The 17,380-nt window shown below is 44.9% G+C and carries 18 protein-coding genes; 5 read left to right on the forward strand and 13 right to left on the reverse strand.

Annotated elements, in window-relative coordinates; translation table 11 throughout:
• Positions 1-53 precede the first annotated feature (53 nt).
• Positions 54-1,421, forward strand: coding sequence for a hypothetical protein (locus QUB35_RS32220; RefSeq protein WP_333145998.1), 1,368 nt, complete (start codon positions 54-56; stop codon positions 1,419-1,421).
• Positions 1,422-1,493: 72 nt separating this feature from the next.
• On the opposite strand, the gene QUB35_RS32225 is transcribed toward QUB35_RS32220, so the two are convergent.
• From QUB35_RS32225 to QUB35_RS32255, 7 genes are all read right to left on the reverse strand, one after another.
• Entirely contained in the window at positions 1,494-2,660 is a 1,167-nt protein-coding gene (locus tag QUB35_RS32225) for an LptF/LptG family permease (RefSeq protein ID WP_333146001.1), read from the reverse strand.
• A gap of 74 nt (positions 2,661-2,734) precedes the next feature.
• Complete coding sequence (lptB, locus tag QUB35_RS32230; RefSeq protein ID WP_333146003.1) at positions 2,735-3,463, reverse strand: LPS export ABC transporter ATP-binding protein; 729 nt, start codon at positions 3,461-3,463, stop codon at positions 2,735-2,737.
• A 173-nt stretch (positions 3,464-3,636) separates the two neighbouring features.
• Positions 3,637-4,107 (reverse strand): LptA/OstA family protein, encoded by a 471-nt coding sequence (locus QUB35_RS32235; protein ID WP_333146005.1) that lies wholly within the window; start codon positions 4,105-4,107, stop codon positions 3,637-3,639.
• Between the two features lie 475 nt (positions 4,108-4,582).
• Positions 4,583-4,717 carry a hypothetical protein gene (locus QUB35_RS32240; protein WP_333146007.1) on the reverse strand — a complete coding sequence of 45 codons (135 nt, stop codon included), beginning with the start codon at positions 4,715-4,717 and terminating at the stop codon, positions 4,583-4,585.
• Between the two features lie 69 nt (positions 4,718-4,786).
• On the reverse strand, positions 4,787-5,275 hold the full coding sequence (locus QUB35_RS32245) for an SMI1/KNR4 family protein (protein WP_333146009.1): 489 nt from the start codon (positions 5,273-5,275) through the stop codon (positions 4,787-4,789).
• A gap of 144 nt (positions 5,276-5,419) precedes the next feature.
• Positions 5,420-5,860: a DUF309 domain-containing protein gene (locus tag QUB35_RS32250; RefSeq protein ID WP_333146011.1), complete on the reverse strand. Its 441-nt coding sequence runs from the start codon at positions 5,858-5,860 to the stop codon at positions 5,420-5,422.
• A gap of 147 nt (positions 5,861-6,007) precedes the next feature.
• Positions 6,008-6,370 carry a ferredoxin thioredoxin reductase catalytic beta subunit gene (locus tag QUB35_RS32255; RefSeq protein WP_333146013.1) on the reverse strand — a complete coding sequence of 121 codons (363 nt, stop codon included), beginning with the start codon at positions 6,368-6,370 and terminating at the stop codon, positions 6,008-6,010.
• 300 nt (positions 6,371-6,670) lie between these two features.
• On the opposite strand from QUB35_RS32255, the gene cas6 reads away from it, so the two are divergent.
• Positions 6,671-7,795: a CRISPR-associated endoribonuclease Cas6 gene (gene cas6 / locus QUB35_RS32260; RefSeq protein WP_333146015.1), complete on the forward strand. Its 1,125-nt coding sequence runs from the start codon at positions 6,671-6,673 to the stop codon at positions 7,793-7,795.
• A gap of 56 nt (positions 7,796-7,851) precedes the next feature.
• On the opposite strand, the gene QUB35_RS32265 is transcribed toward cas6, so the two are convergent.
• The gene (locus QUB35_RS32265) at positions 7,852-9,288 is read right to left on the reverse strand and encodes a DUF2079 domain-containing protein (RefSeq protein ID WP_333146018.1); all 1,437 of its coding nucleotides are present in this window, start codon (positions 9,286-9,288) and stop codon (positions 7,852-7,854) included.
• A gap of 9 nt (positions 9,289-9,297) precedes the next feature.
• Positions 9,298-10,881, reverse strand: coding sequence for a DUF2079 domain-containing protein (locus QUB35_RS32270; RefSeq protein ID WP_333146020.1), 1,584 nt, complete (start codon positions 10,879-10,881; stop codon positions 9,298-9,300).
• 218 nt (positions 10,882-11,099) lie between these two features.
• Between QUB35_RS32270 and dxr the strand changes: the two genes are divergently transcribed.
• Positions 11,100-12,290, forward strand: coding sequence for a 1-deoxy-D-xylulose-5-phosphate reductoisomerase (gene dxr / locus QUB35_RS32275; RefSeq protein ID WP_333146022.1), 1,191 nt, complete (start codon positions 11,100-11,102; stop codon positions 12,288-12,290).
• 501 nt (positions 12,291-12,791) lie between these two features.
• On the opposite strand, the gene QUB35_RS32280 is transcribed toward dxr, so the two are convergent.
• Positions 12,792-13,304, reverse strand: coding sequence for a phosphoribosyltransferase family protein (locus QUB35_RS32280; protein WP_333146024.1), 513 nt, complete (start codon positions 13,302-13,304; stop codon positions 12,792-12,794).
• A gap of 54 nt (positions 13,305-13,358) precedes the next feature.
• Here QUB35_RS32280 and QUB35_RS32285 point away from each other — a divergent pair, with 54 nt between their 5' ends.
• Positions 13,359-14,108: a pentapeptide repeat-containing protein gene (locus tag QUB35_RS32285; protein WP_333146026.1), complete on the forward strand. Its 750-nt coding sequence runs from the start codon at positions 13,359-13,361 to the stop codon at positions 14,106-14,108.
• 148 nt (positions 14,109-14,256) lie between these two features.
• Here QUB35_RS32285 and QUB35_RS32290 read toward each other — a convergent pair whose 3' ends face one another.
• Complete coding sequence (locus QUB35_RS32290) at positions 14,257-14,457, reverse strand: hypothetical protein (protein ID WP_333044643.1); 201 nt, start codon at positions 14,455-14,457, stop codon at positions 14,257-14,259.
• 745 nt (positions 14,458-15,202) lie between these two features.
• The gene (locus QUB35_RS32295) at positions 15,203-15,400 is read right to left on the reverse strand and encodes a hypothetical protein (protein ID WP_333146028.1); all 198 of its coding nucleotides are present in this window, start codon (positions 15,398-15,400) and stop codon (positions 15,203-15,205) included.
• Between the two features lie 425 nt (positions 15,401-15,825).
• On the opposite strand from QUB35_RS32295, the gene QUB35_RS32300 reads away from it, so the two are divergent.
• Positions 15,826-16,038: a hypothetical protein gene (locus QUB35_RS32300; RefSeq protein ID WP_333146031.1), complete on the forward strand. Its 213-nt coding sequence runs from the start codon at positions 15,826-15,828 to the stop codon at positions 16,036-16,038.
• A 948-nt stretch (positions 16,039-16,986) separates the two neighbouring features.
• On the opposite strand, the gene QUB35_RS32305 is transcribed toward QUB35_RS32300, so the two are convergent.
• Positions 16,987-17,112, reverse strand: a complete 126-nt coding sequence (locus QUB35_RS32305; protein ID WP_333146033.1) for a hypothetical protein — start codon at positions 17,110-17,112, stop codon at positions 16,987-16,989.
• Positions 17,113-17,380: the final 268 nt, after the last annotated feature.

Consider the following 17,380-nt stretch of genomic DNA (forward strand, 5'->3'; position numbering starts at 1 on the left):
GGTAGACTAGGAAAAATAGTTTTAAATCCGCACGCTCGGAAGGAAGCAAAACTATGTCAATTTTTAAGCGATTTCCTACATCAGTCCGCTATCTAATAGCGCGGTTGCGCCACTGGACCCAACCGGCGGTTTGGGCTCCGTTAGCCGTGCTGTGTGCGGGGGGGTTATTTATCTGGGAGGTCTCGGTAAATCCAGAAAGGTTGAGCATAGATGGCGAAGAAGAACCAGCCACAAACAATCCAGTTTCGCTATCGGGACTATCTGCTGAAGATACCGCCATTGCTGCTGAAATCGACAGCTCACCAGTGCTAGTCAATCAGTTTAATGGCTCTACTGCTTCTGAACTGAACTTGTTAAATTCATCAGTAGTAAAAAGCAAAGGTTTATTCGAGGAACTTCGAGATCGGGAGTTAGAAACTCCTGAGCCATCTTCAGCCCCCAAGCGGGTAGGAAGCAGCGGATTTTCCCCCTTGCCAAATTTAGCAAATCCTGCTGTCGAGGCCGGAAACAATAACCCCCAAAATTCCAGCTTGCCCAGTTCAAACGCAACATCAGCGTTGAGTTTATCGGGCAGTGGGAGACTGACTTCTGGGATAAAAACGATCGAGCCTGAGTCTGGAGGTACAGCGAAAGCAACTTTATCGCAGGCGTCGAGTGATGCTAATTCAGATAAACAAAAGGAAAATTCTCTGCCTTTGAGTCCGCTGCAAGCAGCTATGAAAAAATACGTTGTTGCTAACACTTCGGCAACAGCGGCTTCAGGTGAGAAAACTGCAGACTCGGCTACATTGCTCGATCGACCTGCTTCCGATCCGGCTGCTGTAAATGCGACAAATTTGCTCCCAACGACCGCTACAGCTCAAGGTGGAGCAAATCCTGTGAATGTTCCCACAGCACTTCCCCCACTTGTGGCTCCGACAAATACTGTGAGCAACGAATCTCAAGAATTCTTAAAACCGACAGCTACAGTCTCTGAATCATTTGCTGGGTTAAATTCCAGAGTACCCAGCCTCCCCGAAATTAATGCAGCGGCTGCACCGGTGGCTTTGCCGAAAAATCCCTACCAAACTAATTTATCTGGTTCCGGCTTCGCACCTGAAGTTCAACCTGCGGCACTTCCCGTAGCCATACCTTCGCCAACACCTTTACTTCCAAATGTCGGTCAATCTCCCTTTCCGAATGTGATTGGGGGCAGCAAGATAATTAGCCCTCAATTCTCTCCCAATTCAGCGAATTCTCAATTTCAAACACCTCCACCGAGTCAGCTTAACTTGCCGCAGCAGCCTAACTTTGGAGTTGTTCCCCAAAACACCAATCAGGGCGTGCAGCCCATTCAACCTCAAACTTTTGCTACACCCCGCTCTCTGGCTCCGGGACGCTACATTGGGGGTGGCGAAATCAATACTTTTGCTAATCCTTAAATGAAGGAAGTGCGGCCACTAAAACGATATTACCAATTCCCAATTACCAATTCCCAATGTTATCGGTAAAACTTACCGAGAAGCGGCCCGCACCAACAATAATCCCCCGATTCCCAAGCCAAACACGATCGGCAGCCAAGCCGAAAGAATCGGAGTCAAAACAGCTTTCACGCCCATAGAACTGGTGATGAAAGAAAATACATAGTAAGTAAAAATCACAACTACGCTAATACCAAAACTCGTTCCTCGACCGGAGCGGCGCGGTTGAGTTCCCAAAGCGGCTCCCACTATACCAAATACCATGCACACGAAAGGAAAAGCATATTTTTCTTGAATTCGCACCTTTAATTTGCGAATTTGCGGTTCGTCGCCACTGTTTTTAATGATATCCAAACGCTCTAAAGCTTGGGCAATGTTCATTTCCTTGAAATCCCGCGCTCTAGCAGCTAAATCTAAGGGCGTGCGGGGGAGTTGCAACTGCTGGTGTTGAAACCTAACTATATTGCGGTAAGACCCGTCAGGAGCAACGATATAAGCGGTTCCGTTGAAAAAATCCCAAGTATTTTCTGAGGGATTCCAAGTAGCTGATTCTGAAGAAACGATTTGATTGAGGCCTGGGGTGGAGCGATCGATAATTGTTAAACCTTTCATTCGCTGGCCGTCAAACTGTTCTGCATAAAAAAAGCGGGCCAGGGTTTCGTCGCCGCCTTTTTCTGGTTTGCGAAATTCTGTGTAGATAATATTTCTATCTTGAAATATCGGTTTTTCTCGCTTCAGGGCTCTGTCTAAAGTCACAGTAGCTCTGTAGCTGGCGGCGGGTACAACTAACTCTTGCAAAGCAAAGGTGAAGCCTGCAACAATTAAACTCATTATCACAGCAGGCAGTATCAATCGGTAAACGCTAACTCCGCAACTGCGGAGGGCGATGAGTTCGCTGTCGCTGGACATTCGGCTGTAGGCCATTAAGGTTGCTAGCAGCATTGACATGGGGAAAGCCAATACTACGAAGTAGGGAATTTGCAGGAGAAAAATTTCTATGGCTGCGCCGTAGGGGAGGCCGGATTCTGCTACTCTGCGGACTAATTCAAATAAAGCTCCAACTGTGACGGCGACGGATGTAAAGAGTCCGACGCCAAATAAAAATGGGCCGATTAGTTCTTTGGTAATGTACCAGTCCATTACTGAAATTCTCGGCAGCCAGTTGATGGGATTCAAAGAATTGGATATTGCTATTTTCATAGTGGCGCTTTCTCGCAGATTGCTCCTCAATCTAAAATCTAAAATTCTGCCGTTTGCTGAATGCCTTCAAAAGACTATCGCACGAAGTTGTCACCTAAGTAATACTGTCGCACTAAAGGGTTGCTGTAGAGTTCTTCTTCAGCCCCGGAGGCTAAAATTTGGCCGTCTCGCATGATGTAGGCTCGATCGGTAATTTCGAGGGTTTCTCGGACGTTGTGATCGGTGATGAGGATGCCGATTTGGCGATCGCGCAGTTTAGCAATAATGGTTTGAATTTCGTCTACGGCGATCGGATCGACGCCTGCAAACGGTTCGTCTAAAAATAGGAACATCGGCCCGTCTCGCCCTGCGGCTAATGCTCTGGCTAGTTCAGTCCGTCGCCTTTCTCCCCCCGATATTTGAATTCCCAAACTGGATGCTATTTTTTCTAAGCGAAATTCTTGCAATAGGAAATCGACTCGCTCGCGCCATTCCCAGCGCGGCACTTGAGTTTGTTCTAGGACTAACAAAATGTTGTCGCGCACGCTCATGTTTCGGAAAATGCTTGCTTCTTGAGCGAGATAGCCAATTCCCAAATGTGCTCGCTGGTGCATCGCCAATTTAGTGATGTCTAAATCGTTGAGCCAAACGGTGCCTTGATTTGGTTTTTCTAATCCGGTTGCTATGTAAAATGTGGTGGTTTTGCCGGCACCGTTGGGGCCGAGCAATCCTACGATTTCTCCTTGGGCTACCGACAGGTTGACGCGACTAACTACATTGCGTTTTCCGTAGGATTTGTGAATATTTTCGAGTACAATTTTCATTTTCGCTCCCGGCAACCTCTACAAGCTCAATTTCAGACTGCAGCATTGTGCGATCGAGTCTCTAATTTAAATTTTACCTTTTCAAGTTGGTGAGTTTTATAAAGACGAAATTTCGCATCTATCCCAAGTAGTATGTTTTGGCTGAGGCGAAATTTCGCTGCTGCAAGCCACTGTTACCGGGGGGCTGTAGTTGGACGTGGGGAGCCCAATGTATTTTGGGCTGCCGCATCTTGTTCCGGGGCAACCAGATAAACAGATTCTACCTGTCCTGGGTTGTCTGGCAGGGCAATAAACCGCCCTTCGTCGATGAGGTATGTTATGGTTTCGCCGCGCAGGCTGTTGCCCTGCTGCAAGACGTAAACATCTCCGCTGAGAATAATCCGGCGCTCACGGCTGAAGTATTGAGCTTGAGCCGCAGTTGCTTGTATTTGGCGGGCTGGATAGTTGATTTGGACGTTGCCGCGGGCTGTCACGATGCCGGTTTTGGAGTCGGCTTCTTGAATGTCCGATCGCACGCTGAGGGTGCGGGGCGCGTTGGCTTGCGAATAGGTGGGAGAGGCGATCGCGCCTGCCAGAGTGAGGGGCAACAGCAGCGATAATCCTTTGAATATTCGGGAATTGAGTAGTTTAGCGGAGGGCATCATAGCTTACAAGCCTCAAAATTTATAAAATTGCTGAAGGGCATTACCTCCAGTTTTGACACTGACAGATCAGCTACCGGGAGCATTTAACTTGTCTGTTGAGACTGAGTGAAGGACGGCGGACACGGCAACCGGGACACTTTTCTTGATGGAGATTAGATGCACAACAGCTTATCAGTTAAATATGTTATTTTAACGGTCGGAAAGACTTTCGGACTTGTCGATCGACCTGCCCGAGAGCGTCAACCAATTATCGTAGCAAGACAATAGGCATTTTCACGACGTGTTTGGCTGATTTGCTGGATTTGCAAGTTTTTTGACGGTTGCTCGCATCGGGAAGTTACGGATAACCTCTCTAGGTACTAAGGCATTAGCTGTCCGCAGTGAGTTCGGCAAAATAAATCAAATTTTGATTTATTAGGTTCTTTCTTTAAAATAGTTTCCATCTCATTTGAGCATTGGCGGGGGCTGTATTTTTCTAGGATAGGGAAAGCTGGCGATCGATCGTCCGAAGTTGCGGGCGATAATGCTCCGCATCCCTAGCGCGATCGCATTTCACCTGTCGGTGAAAAATGCAACGTTGTCCATCGCACACCGCAGATAGACTTTGCATCACAACCGATCAACTTTCGGGGGTTGGTGTGCATGAGCGTTATTGTGTGGCGATCGTTCCCACCTTTTTTCAGATCTCATCATAACCGTAGAACTTATAGGGAGATTGCAAATCATTAGATCTTCGCAAATAGAAATCACATAGTTCCTGAAAAGAGTGAACAACAATGGCTTCCTCTCCTTCATGAGGCAAAATGAACCAACGATTTAGGTCAGATGGATGGAACAGAATATCGTCACCGTTAGGGCTATCAAAGAATGGGACACACTCAATAGCTTGAGCTTGTGTAAGTACATCGGGATTTTTAGCCCAGAACCAGTCCCCAGACAATCTACCACGAACCTCACTAAGATAGCTATCCAAAATTTCCTGTGGAGGAAGTGTTCTTATGCTCAGGTCGGTTTCGCCCAGTCCTAATGTATTCACGAACGCACGGTAATCTTCCGGAAATAGAAAGCCTAGACAATCCTCAATCGCAGATAAATCTTGAATAGAGATGGGCTGTAGCGGTGGAGTCGCTACAACAAACGAAATGCCTCGAAATTCAACTATATCCATACTTTTTAAACTTGATGGAAACCGCTTAAAGGCAACCTCAAAACTACTGAAATCAACAACCTAAGCAGCACAACTTATAATTGTATCGCATCTGCCGTACAACATATGGTATAACCTGAAAATACCGCGATTTTCCCACCCTTCTTACCTACCGTTGGAATCTCCTTTTCTCAATCGGGTTTCACCTTCTACTTTGATAATTCGTGGCAATTGCAAGCCTGCAACTTCTGCACCTGTTAATAAAGGCACAAATTCTGCTACTTTTTCCGGCCCTGCTTGTTGCAAAGCGATCAAAAGTTTAGCACTTTGTCCGAGCAAGTCTTCAACGGCAATTCCGGCATAACTCGGCTGATAATAACTGAGCCGATTTATTCCTTCTCCCAGTAAGATTACTGCACCGCGCCAGTTTTGATTTCCTAAGTGATAAAGCGCGACGGCAATTTGCAATATTCCCTGATAAAACCTTTTTTCCGGCTCGCCGGCTTCCATCCACAAAGCCTCTAAAGTATCGTGACAAGCGTAAAATTCTTGGCTGTTAAACTGTTCGATACCTTGCCAAAACTCGATCGGCATTTCCTCTGTCATTCGATTGGGGATTGGGGATTTTCGATGGCGGATGTGTGTTTGAGTAGGCGGCGATCGATTTTTGTTAAATAGCTAAGTCTTAAAAATAGGAAAACTAACGACCTCTTTTCAAAACTACTGCCCTTTCACGACCGCCTACTTAACCGATTACATAGTGTCTCTGACAGCTTGAATCTGATCCATTCCTATTTCCTGAGTAGTTCCCGCGAAATCGTTATCTGGCGTCAGAAATAACATACAGTGACACTCTTTGCGCTCGCGCATGGGAATGCAGGGACAGTTCCAGTAGGCGGCTTTTACTTCGGCTTCTTTATCTTCGTAATGGCGACAAGGGCATAGGGGAGCACCTAGTTCATCCTTGTGTTTTGCTAGTCCTTCTATCACCACAGCAGTGACGGAAGGTTCAGAACAAAAGAAAGTTCCCGTGCGCTTGGCGTAGGTTTCGGAGAAATTCTTCATCGCCTCCAAAGTTTTTTCGTTGGAGAGTTTAGATTTTTCTGTTGTGTTCATAGTTTAGGATCGAAGTTGAGGATGCTACGAGCTTTTGACAATTGTAGCGCAGAATGTGATTTTAAACACTTGTATATTTCTGTTTACTTACAAGGAGGAAAACCTTGACAAAGATTGAGTTTTAGGTTGTTGGTTTTTTAGTGGTTTTTGTCTATCCCGGAGGGTGCGGGAAACTGGCGGCAGGCCCGGTTTTTGAAGCAGCCAAAAGATTTGGGCGATCGAGGGCCCTCAACAATCATCCCCCAAAGGGGATAAAAATCGGATAAGATAGCACAGCCCTGTCCCTGTTAGTGGCATCTGATGGCAACTTCCCCGAACCGCACCCACAGCAAAAAATCTCCTCCTTCTGGGCTGATTTGGCCGGCTGACACCGAGTTAGTCGGATTAGTGTTTGAATTGACTCCCCGCGCTCCTAGCTATCTGTACGCGCAGTATGCTATAGGTTTGCACGCTTGGTTTTTAGGTCAAGTACACCAAACTGACCCGGATTTATCGCAACTTTTGCACGATGAACAGTCAGAAAAAGCCTTTACTCTTTCGGGATTGGAAGGTGATTTGCTCCCCGGTGGCAAAGAATTTCAGCTTTTGGGCGATCGCATTTATCGCTGGTACGTAACAGGACTTTCAAAGCCAGTAGTGCAGTGGCTGAGTCAGTGGCTGCAAAATTTGCCCCAAGAGATAGATTTGCGAAATGCTCCGCTGCTAATTCGCTCTTGGGATATTGCTTTTCCTCCCACAACTTACCAGCAATTATTAACAGCCGAACCCCCATCTTCGCCAACCATCAAACTTAGTTTTGTGACTCCTACAAGCTTTCGTAGCAAAGGGCATCACTTCCCTCTGCCAGTTCCCGAAAATGTTTTTCACAGTTATTTGCGCCGCTGGAATAACTTTTCGGGGGGAATTTTTGACCAAGCAGAATTTTTGAATTGGATTGATGAAAATGCGATTATTAGCCGCCACAAATTGGAGTCGCAAAAGGTAGCGGCGGGCAAAAAAGGCATGGTAACGGGATTCACTGGGGCTGTGGAATTTGGGCTAGGGCGATCGGCTCACAATCGCCCTGATTTTGTACAATTATTTTATGCTTTGGGGCGGTTAGCGCCTTATTGCGGCACTGGCCACAAAACAACTTTTGGATTGGGGCAAACGCGGGCACAATGGTTGACAGAAGCGCTACCCGAAGTGTCTATACAAAGCGTATTGGCGGCGCGAATAGATGAATTGACACAGAAGTTTATGGCGCACAGAAAGCGCAAAGGTGGAAGTCGCGCTGCTGAGATTGCTGAAACTTGGGCGACGATTTTGGCGCGCCGGGAATTGGGGGAATCTTTGTTTGATATTGCTGCTGATTTGGAAATGCCTTATGAAACTGTGAAAACTTACGTGAAGTTGGCAAGAAGGGCTTTGAAAGTGGAGGATTAGCGGGAATTTGTTGACTGTTGACTGTTGACTGTTGACTGCTGACTGTTGACTGCTGACTAATGACTTTTAGTGAATAGATATATGTCGTCTCGCTGATATTTTAGTTGAAATTGAGGGGTGTTTTTTAGTTGAGTTACTAAGTTTTTAACAAATTCTCGATCGCTCATCCAGCCAGGATATCTGAGGTTCAGCAATACATAATCAAATTCTGCGAGATTTGCAGGTGGCCTGCTAGCCTGAGTTAATTTTACTACAGGGCGGTGCGCTAAGTGCGGAGCAATCTGAGCAGTTGTTAAAACACTGCCTTTGGTTTCAACAAGAGAAATTGCTTCTCTGGTAGCGGGCAAAGTGTCGAGCCCCTTTAAATAAAGAGTCCAAAAATAGCCGTATTTCGCTAAAGCTAAGAAAGCAATCAACGACCAAATTACAATGGCTCTAGGCAATGGATAATTAGGAAGTGGCAATCTATCAAATATTGTCTTTCCCTTTTGCTGATTGCTAGCTGCTAAACTGGAAATTACGGCCATCAACAAAAACGGCAATATCGGCACAGAATATTGATGAATTAAATCCCGCTGAGCGGGGAGATTGGAAAGAATATTCATCGCCAACATCGGCACAGCACTAATTAAAGATGACAGATGACGCGGGGACAGCCACCAAATTACAGGTAATAGCAATAACGCTAAATATTCCAAAGTCTCTAAAGAAAACAAATGCTCTAAAACTAGATTGGGTTTCAGTATTAAATTAATAGCAATTTCAAAAACCGAGTTTCCCAAATATTGATATCGCCCGATTCCCGCGTGTTCTCTTCCCTGATTAAAATACGGTATAACTGCCTGAGTAGCTACCAGGAACCAACCCGCGCCTAGAAATAGAGCTATGAGCCCACAAGTGCGTTTTTTGTCAAAACACAACAGCCACAAACCCATCGCAGCCACAGTTAAAGATAGCACGGCTTTGCAGCTCAAAACTAATACAATAGCAGCACAAAACCACAAGGTTTTATTCAGCCTCGCGGCTAAGATTGCTGCTAGCAGTGCTGGTACAGCAATTACTTCTGGGTGGAAGTCGAAGAGATTGACATTAAATACTAATGGATACAGGAGGTAAATACAGGCGATCGCCCAAGATATGCTATTATTTAATCCGGCTTGACGTGCCAAACTCCAAGTCGGCCAAGCACCTAAAGCTAGGGAAACAGCTTGCACTAATAAAAGCCAGTGAACATCTGGATATATTTTGTACAGTAAAGCTAGTGGATAGAAAATAAAAGCGGCGTGATCGCCCCAAATATTAATGGCAATTAAAGAGGAAATTGGCGTTTGATTTTGGGAGATTAAATAAATGGCTTGGTCAAAAATTGCTAAGTCGAATGCAGTTGAATGAAACAAAGCGTGCCGCGCGCTGCTGGCGGTAAATAAGACTATCGTTGTCACGACAATCATTAAAAATACTGGATGAGATTTTAGGGACTTTAAAGTTAGCATTTTATTGGTTTAATCAGCGATTCGTTTAAATAGCAGAACTTGGTTTTTTTGATAAGTTAATTGAAAATCGGGAGAGTTTTTAAGTTTATTTGCTAAGGTATCACCAAGTTTTTCAGTATCAGGCCAGGGATGGCGCAGGTTTAATAATATGTATTGAAATTCAGCTAAATTTGTTTGAGGCGAAATTTGTGACAGCAATTTTACTATTGGGCGGTGGGCAAAGTGAGGGGCAAGTCTATTATCTGTTAAAATACTGCTTTGGGGTTGAACTTGTGCGACTGCTTCGCGTGTAGCTTGCCAGGTATCTAGTCTATTTAGGTACAGATAAAAATCTTTATATTCGCCCAGAAGTAGGAAAATTATTAACGACCAAATTATCATGATTCTCGGCAATTGAATTCCCCGCCAAAGTTGAGAAATTCGGAAGTTTTTCAATTGTGGCAGATTGACCCATGTTAAAAAATGTTGCTTATTTGCTTTATCCTCTTCCTTGTTGCCTTTTCTTTCTTCCCTCTTTCTTGTTTCTTCCTTCGCTATCACTGCTAAAAATAAAAAGGGAATTACAGGCACTGAATACTGATAGGCTAAGCTGCGTTGAAATGGCAAGTCAGAGAGGATATTGATCAGCAGGGTAGGGAGGGCAGGAATTAGTGCTGTTAAATATTGTAGGCGTAGTTTGCCCGAAAATGGCAATAGCAGCCAAATCACAGGTAAGGTGAGGAGAAATAAATATTTGAATGTATCGAATGAAAGGATTTTTCCTAATACTAACTGTGGTTTTAATATGAGATTGATGATAATTTCTAGTACGGATTTGCCTAAATAGCTGTAGCGCCCGACTCCAGCGACTTCGCTGCCGCTAAAGAAGGGAATTATTTTCTGGGAAGCTATCAAAAACCAAGCTGCACCGAGCAAAAGTGCGATCGCCCCGTACCGTTGCTTTTTTTCGCAAAAAAACAGCCAGAAACCCATAGCGACAACGGTTAGGGACAAAACCGCCTTGCAACTGAGAACTAACACTATAGCGGTACAAAACCACACAATTTTATTTAAACGCGCCGCCAAAATTGCTGCCAAGAGTGCGGGTAAAGCGATTACTTCCGGGTGAAAATCAAATAAATTGATGTTAAATACCACCGGATAGAGCAAATAAATCAATGCGATCGCAGCCGATTGTTCTTGATTTAAACCTGCCAAACGCGCTAAACTCCACGTAGGCCAAGCCCCCAGGGATAAAGCAACTGCTTGTACCAACAGCAGCCAATGCACATCCGGGGAAATTTTGTACAGCCAAGCTAGCGGATAATAGATTACCGCTGCGTGATCGCCCAAAATATGAATCCCCATTAAAGAAGAAAAAGGCGTTTGGTTTTGGCTGATTAAGTAAATTGCTTGGTCAAAAATTCCCAAATCGAAAGCAGTTGATTGGAATAAAGCGTGCCGTAAACTGCTACACAAAAAGAAAATTGCTGCAGCAGTAGCGATCGCCCAAACCAAACTCGACGGTAGCTGCGATCGACCTTCCTCTCTATTTTCGGCGATCGAGACACTGATGTCCTCACGGTCATCAGCAAAATTTTCCCTATTCTGCATGAAATCTGGCACTAGGTGGTCAATCGATTTTAGATTTTAGATTTTAGATTTTAGAATTGAAGCATTGACCCACGGATGAATCCGGGGGCTTGTATCCTGGATGCTTTCGGTCACTCAAAATATGATTCCATCGAATGTGCTTTCCACGCAATAGTTAACCACTAATTTTTATCCCCGCAATCGTAATATTAGAATAATCCACAAAACATTAAAAAATTGTGAAAGCAATAACTCTTCTCGGCTCCACAGGCTCGATCGGCACTCAAACTCTGGATATTGTAGCTCAATACCCCGATCAATTTCGGATTGTCGGGTTAACCGCCGGACGAAATGTAACGTTGCTGGCCCAGCAAATTCGCCAGTTTCGACCGGAAATTGTCGCGGTTTGCGACGAAGATAAATTACTGGAATTGAAGGAGGCGATCGCAGACATCGACCCTCAACCTATTTTACTTGCTGGCGAGTCAGGCGTTGTCGAAGTTGCCCAATACGGCGACGCTCAAGCCGTCGTCACGGGCATAGTTGGCTGTGCCGGTTTGCTGCCAACAATTGCGGCTATCAAAGCAGGCAAAGATATTGCCTTAGCCAATAAAGAAACATTAATCGCAGGGGGCCCCGTTGTCAACCCCTTAATCGAAAAATACGGCGTTAAAATATTGCCGGCAGACTCGGAACATTCGGCAATTTTTCAGTGCCTGCAAGGTGTTATGGTTGGCGGGTTGCGGCGAATTATTCTCACCGCTTCGGGGGGTTCTTTTCGAGATTTGCCGATCGACAAATTAGCAGGAGTAACAGTAGCCGATGCTTTGAAACATCCGAATTGGTCGATGGGGCAGAAAATCACGATCGATTCTGCTACTTTGATGAATAAAGGATTAGAAGTCATCGAGGCTCATTACTTATTCGGAATGGATTATGACGACATTGATATTGTCATCCATCCTCAGAGCATAATTCACTCGTTAATTGAGTTGCAAGATACCTCGGTTTTAGCGCAATTGGGCTGGCCGGATATGCGCTTGCCGCTGCTTTATGCTTTGTCTTGGCCGGAGCGAATTCATACAGATTGGGAACGGCTGGATTTGGTAAAAGCTGGGGATTTGACTTTCCAAGAACCCGACCACGAAAAGTATCCTTGTATGCAGTTGGCTTATGCGGCGGGACGTGCGGGCGGTTCGATGCCTGCGGTGCTGAATGCGGCAAACGAACAGGCGGTAGCGCTATTTTTGCAGGAGAAGATTCAGTTTTTGGATATTCCCAAGCTGATTGAAAAGGCGTGCGACAAACATCAAGCCGATAACTGTGAAAGTCCTGGTTTAGACGATATTTTGGCGGCGGATAGGTGGGCGCGGCAGGAAGTTTTGGCAGATAGTATGGAATTGGGCGATCGAATTCTTTCGGTTCGCTAATTGTATCAGCAGACTTGCACTTACCCACAAGTCCTAGGAGTGAATTAATTCCCCGTCTCATAGAAGACAGTCGGTTGAAATTGAGATGTTGCACCATTCTCAATAAGCTTTTTATGAACAGGCTTTTCGGCCTGTTCCACAAAGAATTAATTTTCTTGTGGGGAGTAGGGGTTGGGCTTCTAGCCCGCCCAAAAAAGGCTCATTGAGAATGATGCAACATCTCAGTTGAAATTGAGATATTGTACCATTCTCGCTTAACAGGCTTTTCGGCCTGTTCCACAAGAACATTCACTCTTTGTGGAACAGGCCGAAAAGCCTGTTGCTGAAAATGGTGCAAGATCAGAGTTGAAACCGACTGCCAAACCTTAATAAATATCCAGTCCTCTTTCAGAGGACTTTAGCTATGAGACAGGGGTTTCAACCCCTGACGGACTATGCCAAAAAGTGCAAAATATCGGCAAAACCATATTAAAAATTGACCAGATGTTAGCCTTTTATAGACTAACTCCCAACTTTCGCAGCCAAATCAGCCGCACTCATCTTTTCGTACATTTCAAAAGGTTGGTGAATCCAAGGATTGTCAGCCAAATAATCTACATAATAATCCGGCTTTGCAACAGAGCAAGCCTTGTACCAGAGTACAGCAGTCCGAATTTCCTGAATATCCTCGCCGTAGCGACTCTTCAGCCAAGCGATACCTTGGTTCAAACTAATTCCCGAATCCGCCAAATCGTCAACCAGGAGAATGCGGCTGCCCAAATTATCGCCCACCATTGTCAAATCGCGGGCAAACTCGATCGCACCCCGGACATTGCCCTCGGCCCCACCATAGGACGAGGCCGCTAAAATCGCCAGAGGTTTGTCGAAAATCCGCGACAGAGTATCTCCAACCCGCAGCCCTCCCCTCGCCAGACAGACAATGCGATCGAATTTCCACTGAGATTCATCAATCTTTACAGCCAAATCCTCAATTTTTCGATGGTATTGAGACCAAGAAACGTAAAGGTCGCTCATGCCTAATATTATGGAAATATCAAAGCTATTATTAATTATTTTGGGGAAAATGACATGGATGCAGAGGAACTTCTCAGACGGTATGCAGCCGGAGAACGGGTTTTTCACAAAGTAGACCTGAGCGATGCCAATATCTCAAGGACAAATTTGCGCGATATTGACCTGAGTCACGCTAATTTAAAAGGTGCAAATTCGATCGGTCTCACCCTCTACAGAGCTAATCTGTATCAAGCAGATATCAGTCAAGCCAACCTCTCCCAAGCCAACCTCATGTCCGCTAATTTTGGCGAATGCGAGGCGGTGGGAGCGAACTTGAGCGGAGCCATCTTGCGGAGTGTCGTCTTCAGCGGGGCCGATTTAACGGGGGCGAGTCTCAGGGGTGCAGACATGAGAGATGCAAACCTTCAGGGGGCAATTTTGATTCAAGTTTATGCAGTTAACGCTAACTTGCAAGGTGCAAACTTGACAGAAGTCAAGCTTTGCGGAATCAACCTGAGCAAAGCAAATTTAACCGATGCGAACTTAACACAAGCTGACCTCAGCCGTGCTAACCTAACTCAAGCAAATCTGAGTTGGGCAAATTTGACGGAAGCAAATCTGGAAAAAGCTGATTTGAAGGGAGCCGATTTGAGCGGAGCTAACTTGAGCTGTGCAAATCTCCATAAAGCAGATTTGAGCGGAGTTTCCCTTAAGGGAGCAAATCTCCGGGGAGCAAACTTGCATCAAGCTTCTTTGCGCGGGACAAATTTGAATGAAGCCAATCTAAGAGAGGCCATGATGCCTGACGGCACAATCTCTGACTAAATAAGCTGACAAAATAGAAGTTAAAACAGCAGGGTGCTTGTGGCGCACCCTACATTTAGGCTAATGCCTGATTTTTTTAAGGGGATTTAATTCTGCCTTCAAGTGACAGTGCATTTAAAGAGTAGTGGCAAAAAATTTGGAACCGAGTTTAATCTACAACTTTCAGCCACCCCCGGCGAACGGCGTGGAGCAAGCGGTTGATGGCTGTTTGATCTTCTTCGGTAAGAGAGTCATTTAACAGGGCTGTCTTGAGCTGTTGTCGGTGAGTGGGAGTCAGCAGACCGGAGTGATATACCTGAAAGACTAGCTCTGCAATAGTAAATTGAGGTAAAAGCGTTTGGGTTTTCATCATGTGTTTTTTTTGTGAACTCACTCTTGACAGTATTGACTGATTTTCCCAATATTTATGTGATTCAACTACGGGAGTAAATGTGATCGCTTGGCTCTTGATGAGTGATTTGTGTCAGCCGGACTTGGGGAGCGGATGTTTCCAGGATAGCCCCGCAACTGGAAACACCAACCCCGTCCCGATTTCTCGCTTTTGGCAACCCCCACATCTCTACTTTTGGTTAAGAAACGGTGACAAATTTCTGAATATTTATCTATTAATAGATTACTACTGACTGCTAGCTAAATCGCTTGGCTTAATTCTACGTAAAACTTTTACGGTGTTTATAAACCCGCTTTTACCTACATTTACCTAGTTTCTTGGTGTGGTCTTGGTTCCGTGGATATACTTAATAACTCGCCCCAAAGCCGATACAAGTTTCCGACAGGATCGGCCATCTGCCCCAAATTTTAAGCTCTAGTTCATGCTCCCAGATTCATCTGTGAAGTCAATCTAAAATCTAAAATCTAAAATCTAAAATCTAAAATCTAAAATCTAAAATCTAAAATCTAAAATCTAAAATCGCCTGACTGCTTCAAATCAAAAATCCCGGCTTCTTCAAGAAACCGGGGCGAGGTTTTCGATCGCAGTACAATTTTTTTTGGAGAGGGTTAATGGAGCGACCTACTCACTTCAATCTTATTGTTACCAAAGCTTGACAGGAGAGAAAGTAGAAATACTCATCTCAACTTCTGGTGTGAGGAGACTAATCGGAAATCCTGACCCATCCGCGGCGGATGGCGTGCAGCAGGCGGTTGACTGCATCTCTGGCGTCTTCGCTGAGAGCGCTTGGGCAGAGTTCGCGCAATCCGTGGCTGTCAGTGCGAGTCAGATTGCCGGAATGGGTGACTTGATAGAACAGTTCAGCGATCGCGCGATCGGATTTTAAAGTCAGAGCTTGCATGAAATCTCGTTGAACTCGACTATTATAATATCGAGCATTTGACAAAAGAGTAGGGTGATTGCCGTCGGGTAAGCTGTGTGATTGTTCTTGGCTCGATTTGTGACCGAAGTCTGCGAGTATACGTGATTTAAATCACATAAAACCACAGACCTCGATCGCATAAGCTATGATTGGGGTGGTAGCCTCAAGGTTTAACAAAACCTCGAAAAGCTTTGAAAGCAAGGCTTTTAGTTCCCAAGACTGCCGCGCAGCGGGAGTAAGTCCGCTCAACATCGCAGGCTATGGACTCGGATAGCTGTGAAACTTTGGGTTTTAGACACTTGCAGCTTGCAGCTCAGGGCATAAAGTTGCGATCGGCGAGCCACACCCTGAGATACAATATTTATAAATACTCCTATCCCATCTATAGGCAGGCAGGTAAAAAAATGATAATGATTAGCTACTTTTCGATCGCCTTAATCGTTTTTCTTGTTTGGTTCAAAAGTTTTTGGAATGATACTGCGACATCTAAAACAGACGTGATATCTTGGATAGCCTTAATAATCGGCCCTCTCGTTTGGCCTGTTGTTCTGCCCCTATCCCTTTTGCAAATTACCAGCACAAAGTCTGTGGTACAAACAGCTCAATGCGATCGATAATTATAATAAATTGTGGAAGTAACTGGCTTCAACATAGTTGGTGATCTCCTCATAAATTATTCGGCGTGCATCGCTCATAGCAGCGAGTAATTTATATTGTTTAATTGTAAAAAAATGCAGCTAGAAGGTAGAATCCAATAAAAATGCTGAATCCTAAAACAGTATTTTTTGACCGCTATCAAATTCTGCCTTCTGCTTTTTGACAATCAAGCATCCAGGATACAAGCCTCCGGATTCATCGGTGGAGAAAGAAAAAACCTGTATCCGATAAAGGAGCCCCCGAATTTATCTCGCGCAAGTCAATGCTTCCAATCTAAAATCTAAAATCTAAAATCTAAAATCTAAAATCGATTGACCCCGCCCAAAAACCAGGGCTGTTTCATTCTCTTGTAGGGGCAGCCCCCCGTGGCTGCCCCAATCTCTGAAACACGAGCAAATCGTCGATGGGGAGGGTAGGCACGGGGGCACTGATGGGGAGGGTAGGCACGGGGGCACTGATGGGGAGGGTAGGCACGGGGGCACTACCCCTACAAAATTCATGTTTTTGGTGAGAATGAAACCGCCCTGCGCCCAAAAACGGATACAAGTTTCCCACAGGAGTCGGCAGCAGCCCAAAATTTTAGGCTCTTGTTGAAGATCTCAGATTCATCTGTGGAATAAATCTCAAATCTCCAATCGTTCAACTAAGCGAGATTGACTCAGCCCTCGCTGAACGTCTCACGCCGAAGTCTCCAATCGACTGATGCCTAATTTTCTTCTGTCAATTTTCTTCTGTCAAACCGTGATTTAATGGTGTGGCTCAGTTAAAATTGTTCAGGCAAAATTGTCGGACTCAAATTATCGGACAGCGACCACAACATTTTTTTACCCAAAAATTATTTACCACCTCAACCAAGCTCAAAATTCATATGTAATGTAACATGGCTTGTTGCTTGTAAAAATATAACTTCAGACATATTTTCGCCTGCCGGTGACAAACTTAAGAATTTTCATTACCTCCGGCCACTGCGTACCATTAATCGAAGGTGGGAAAATCCTGGCGAGGCGTGGAAAAACAGCTAGGATCTTTGCCATTTAACCTTTTCCAGCTCCCTTTATTCAAATCGTAGCAGCTCTAAACAGGAAATTGTAGAGTTCGATTGCGCCCCAAATGCCTAACTCTTACCGCAGTTAGATAGACAATTAAAGGCAGAGACTGCAATATGAAATAGGCAACAAAAACTGTTTCAAATCTCAAGTACGACTTATTTTGGGCGATCGGGTCTCAGGGTAAGCTCATCTAATTTAGTATAAATTGTACTTGACAAAAAGACAAATATAAAAAATGTGGTATTTACGTATT

The organism is Microcoleus sp. B13-B6 (assembly GCF_036705405.1).
In the GTDB taxonomy this organism is placed as follows: domain Bacteria; phylum Cyanobacteriota; class Cyanobacteriia; order Cyanobacteriales; family Microcoleaceae; genus Microcoleus.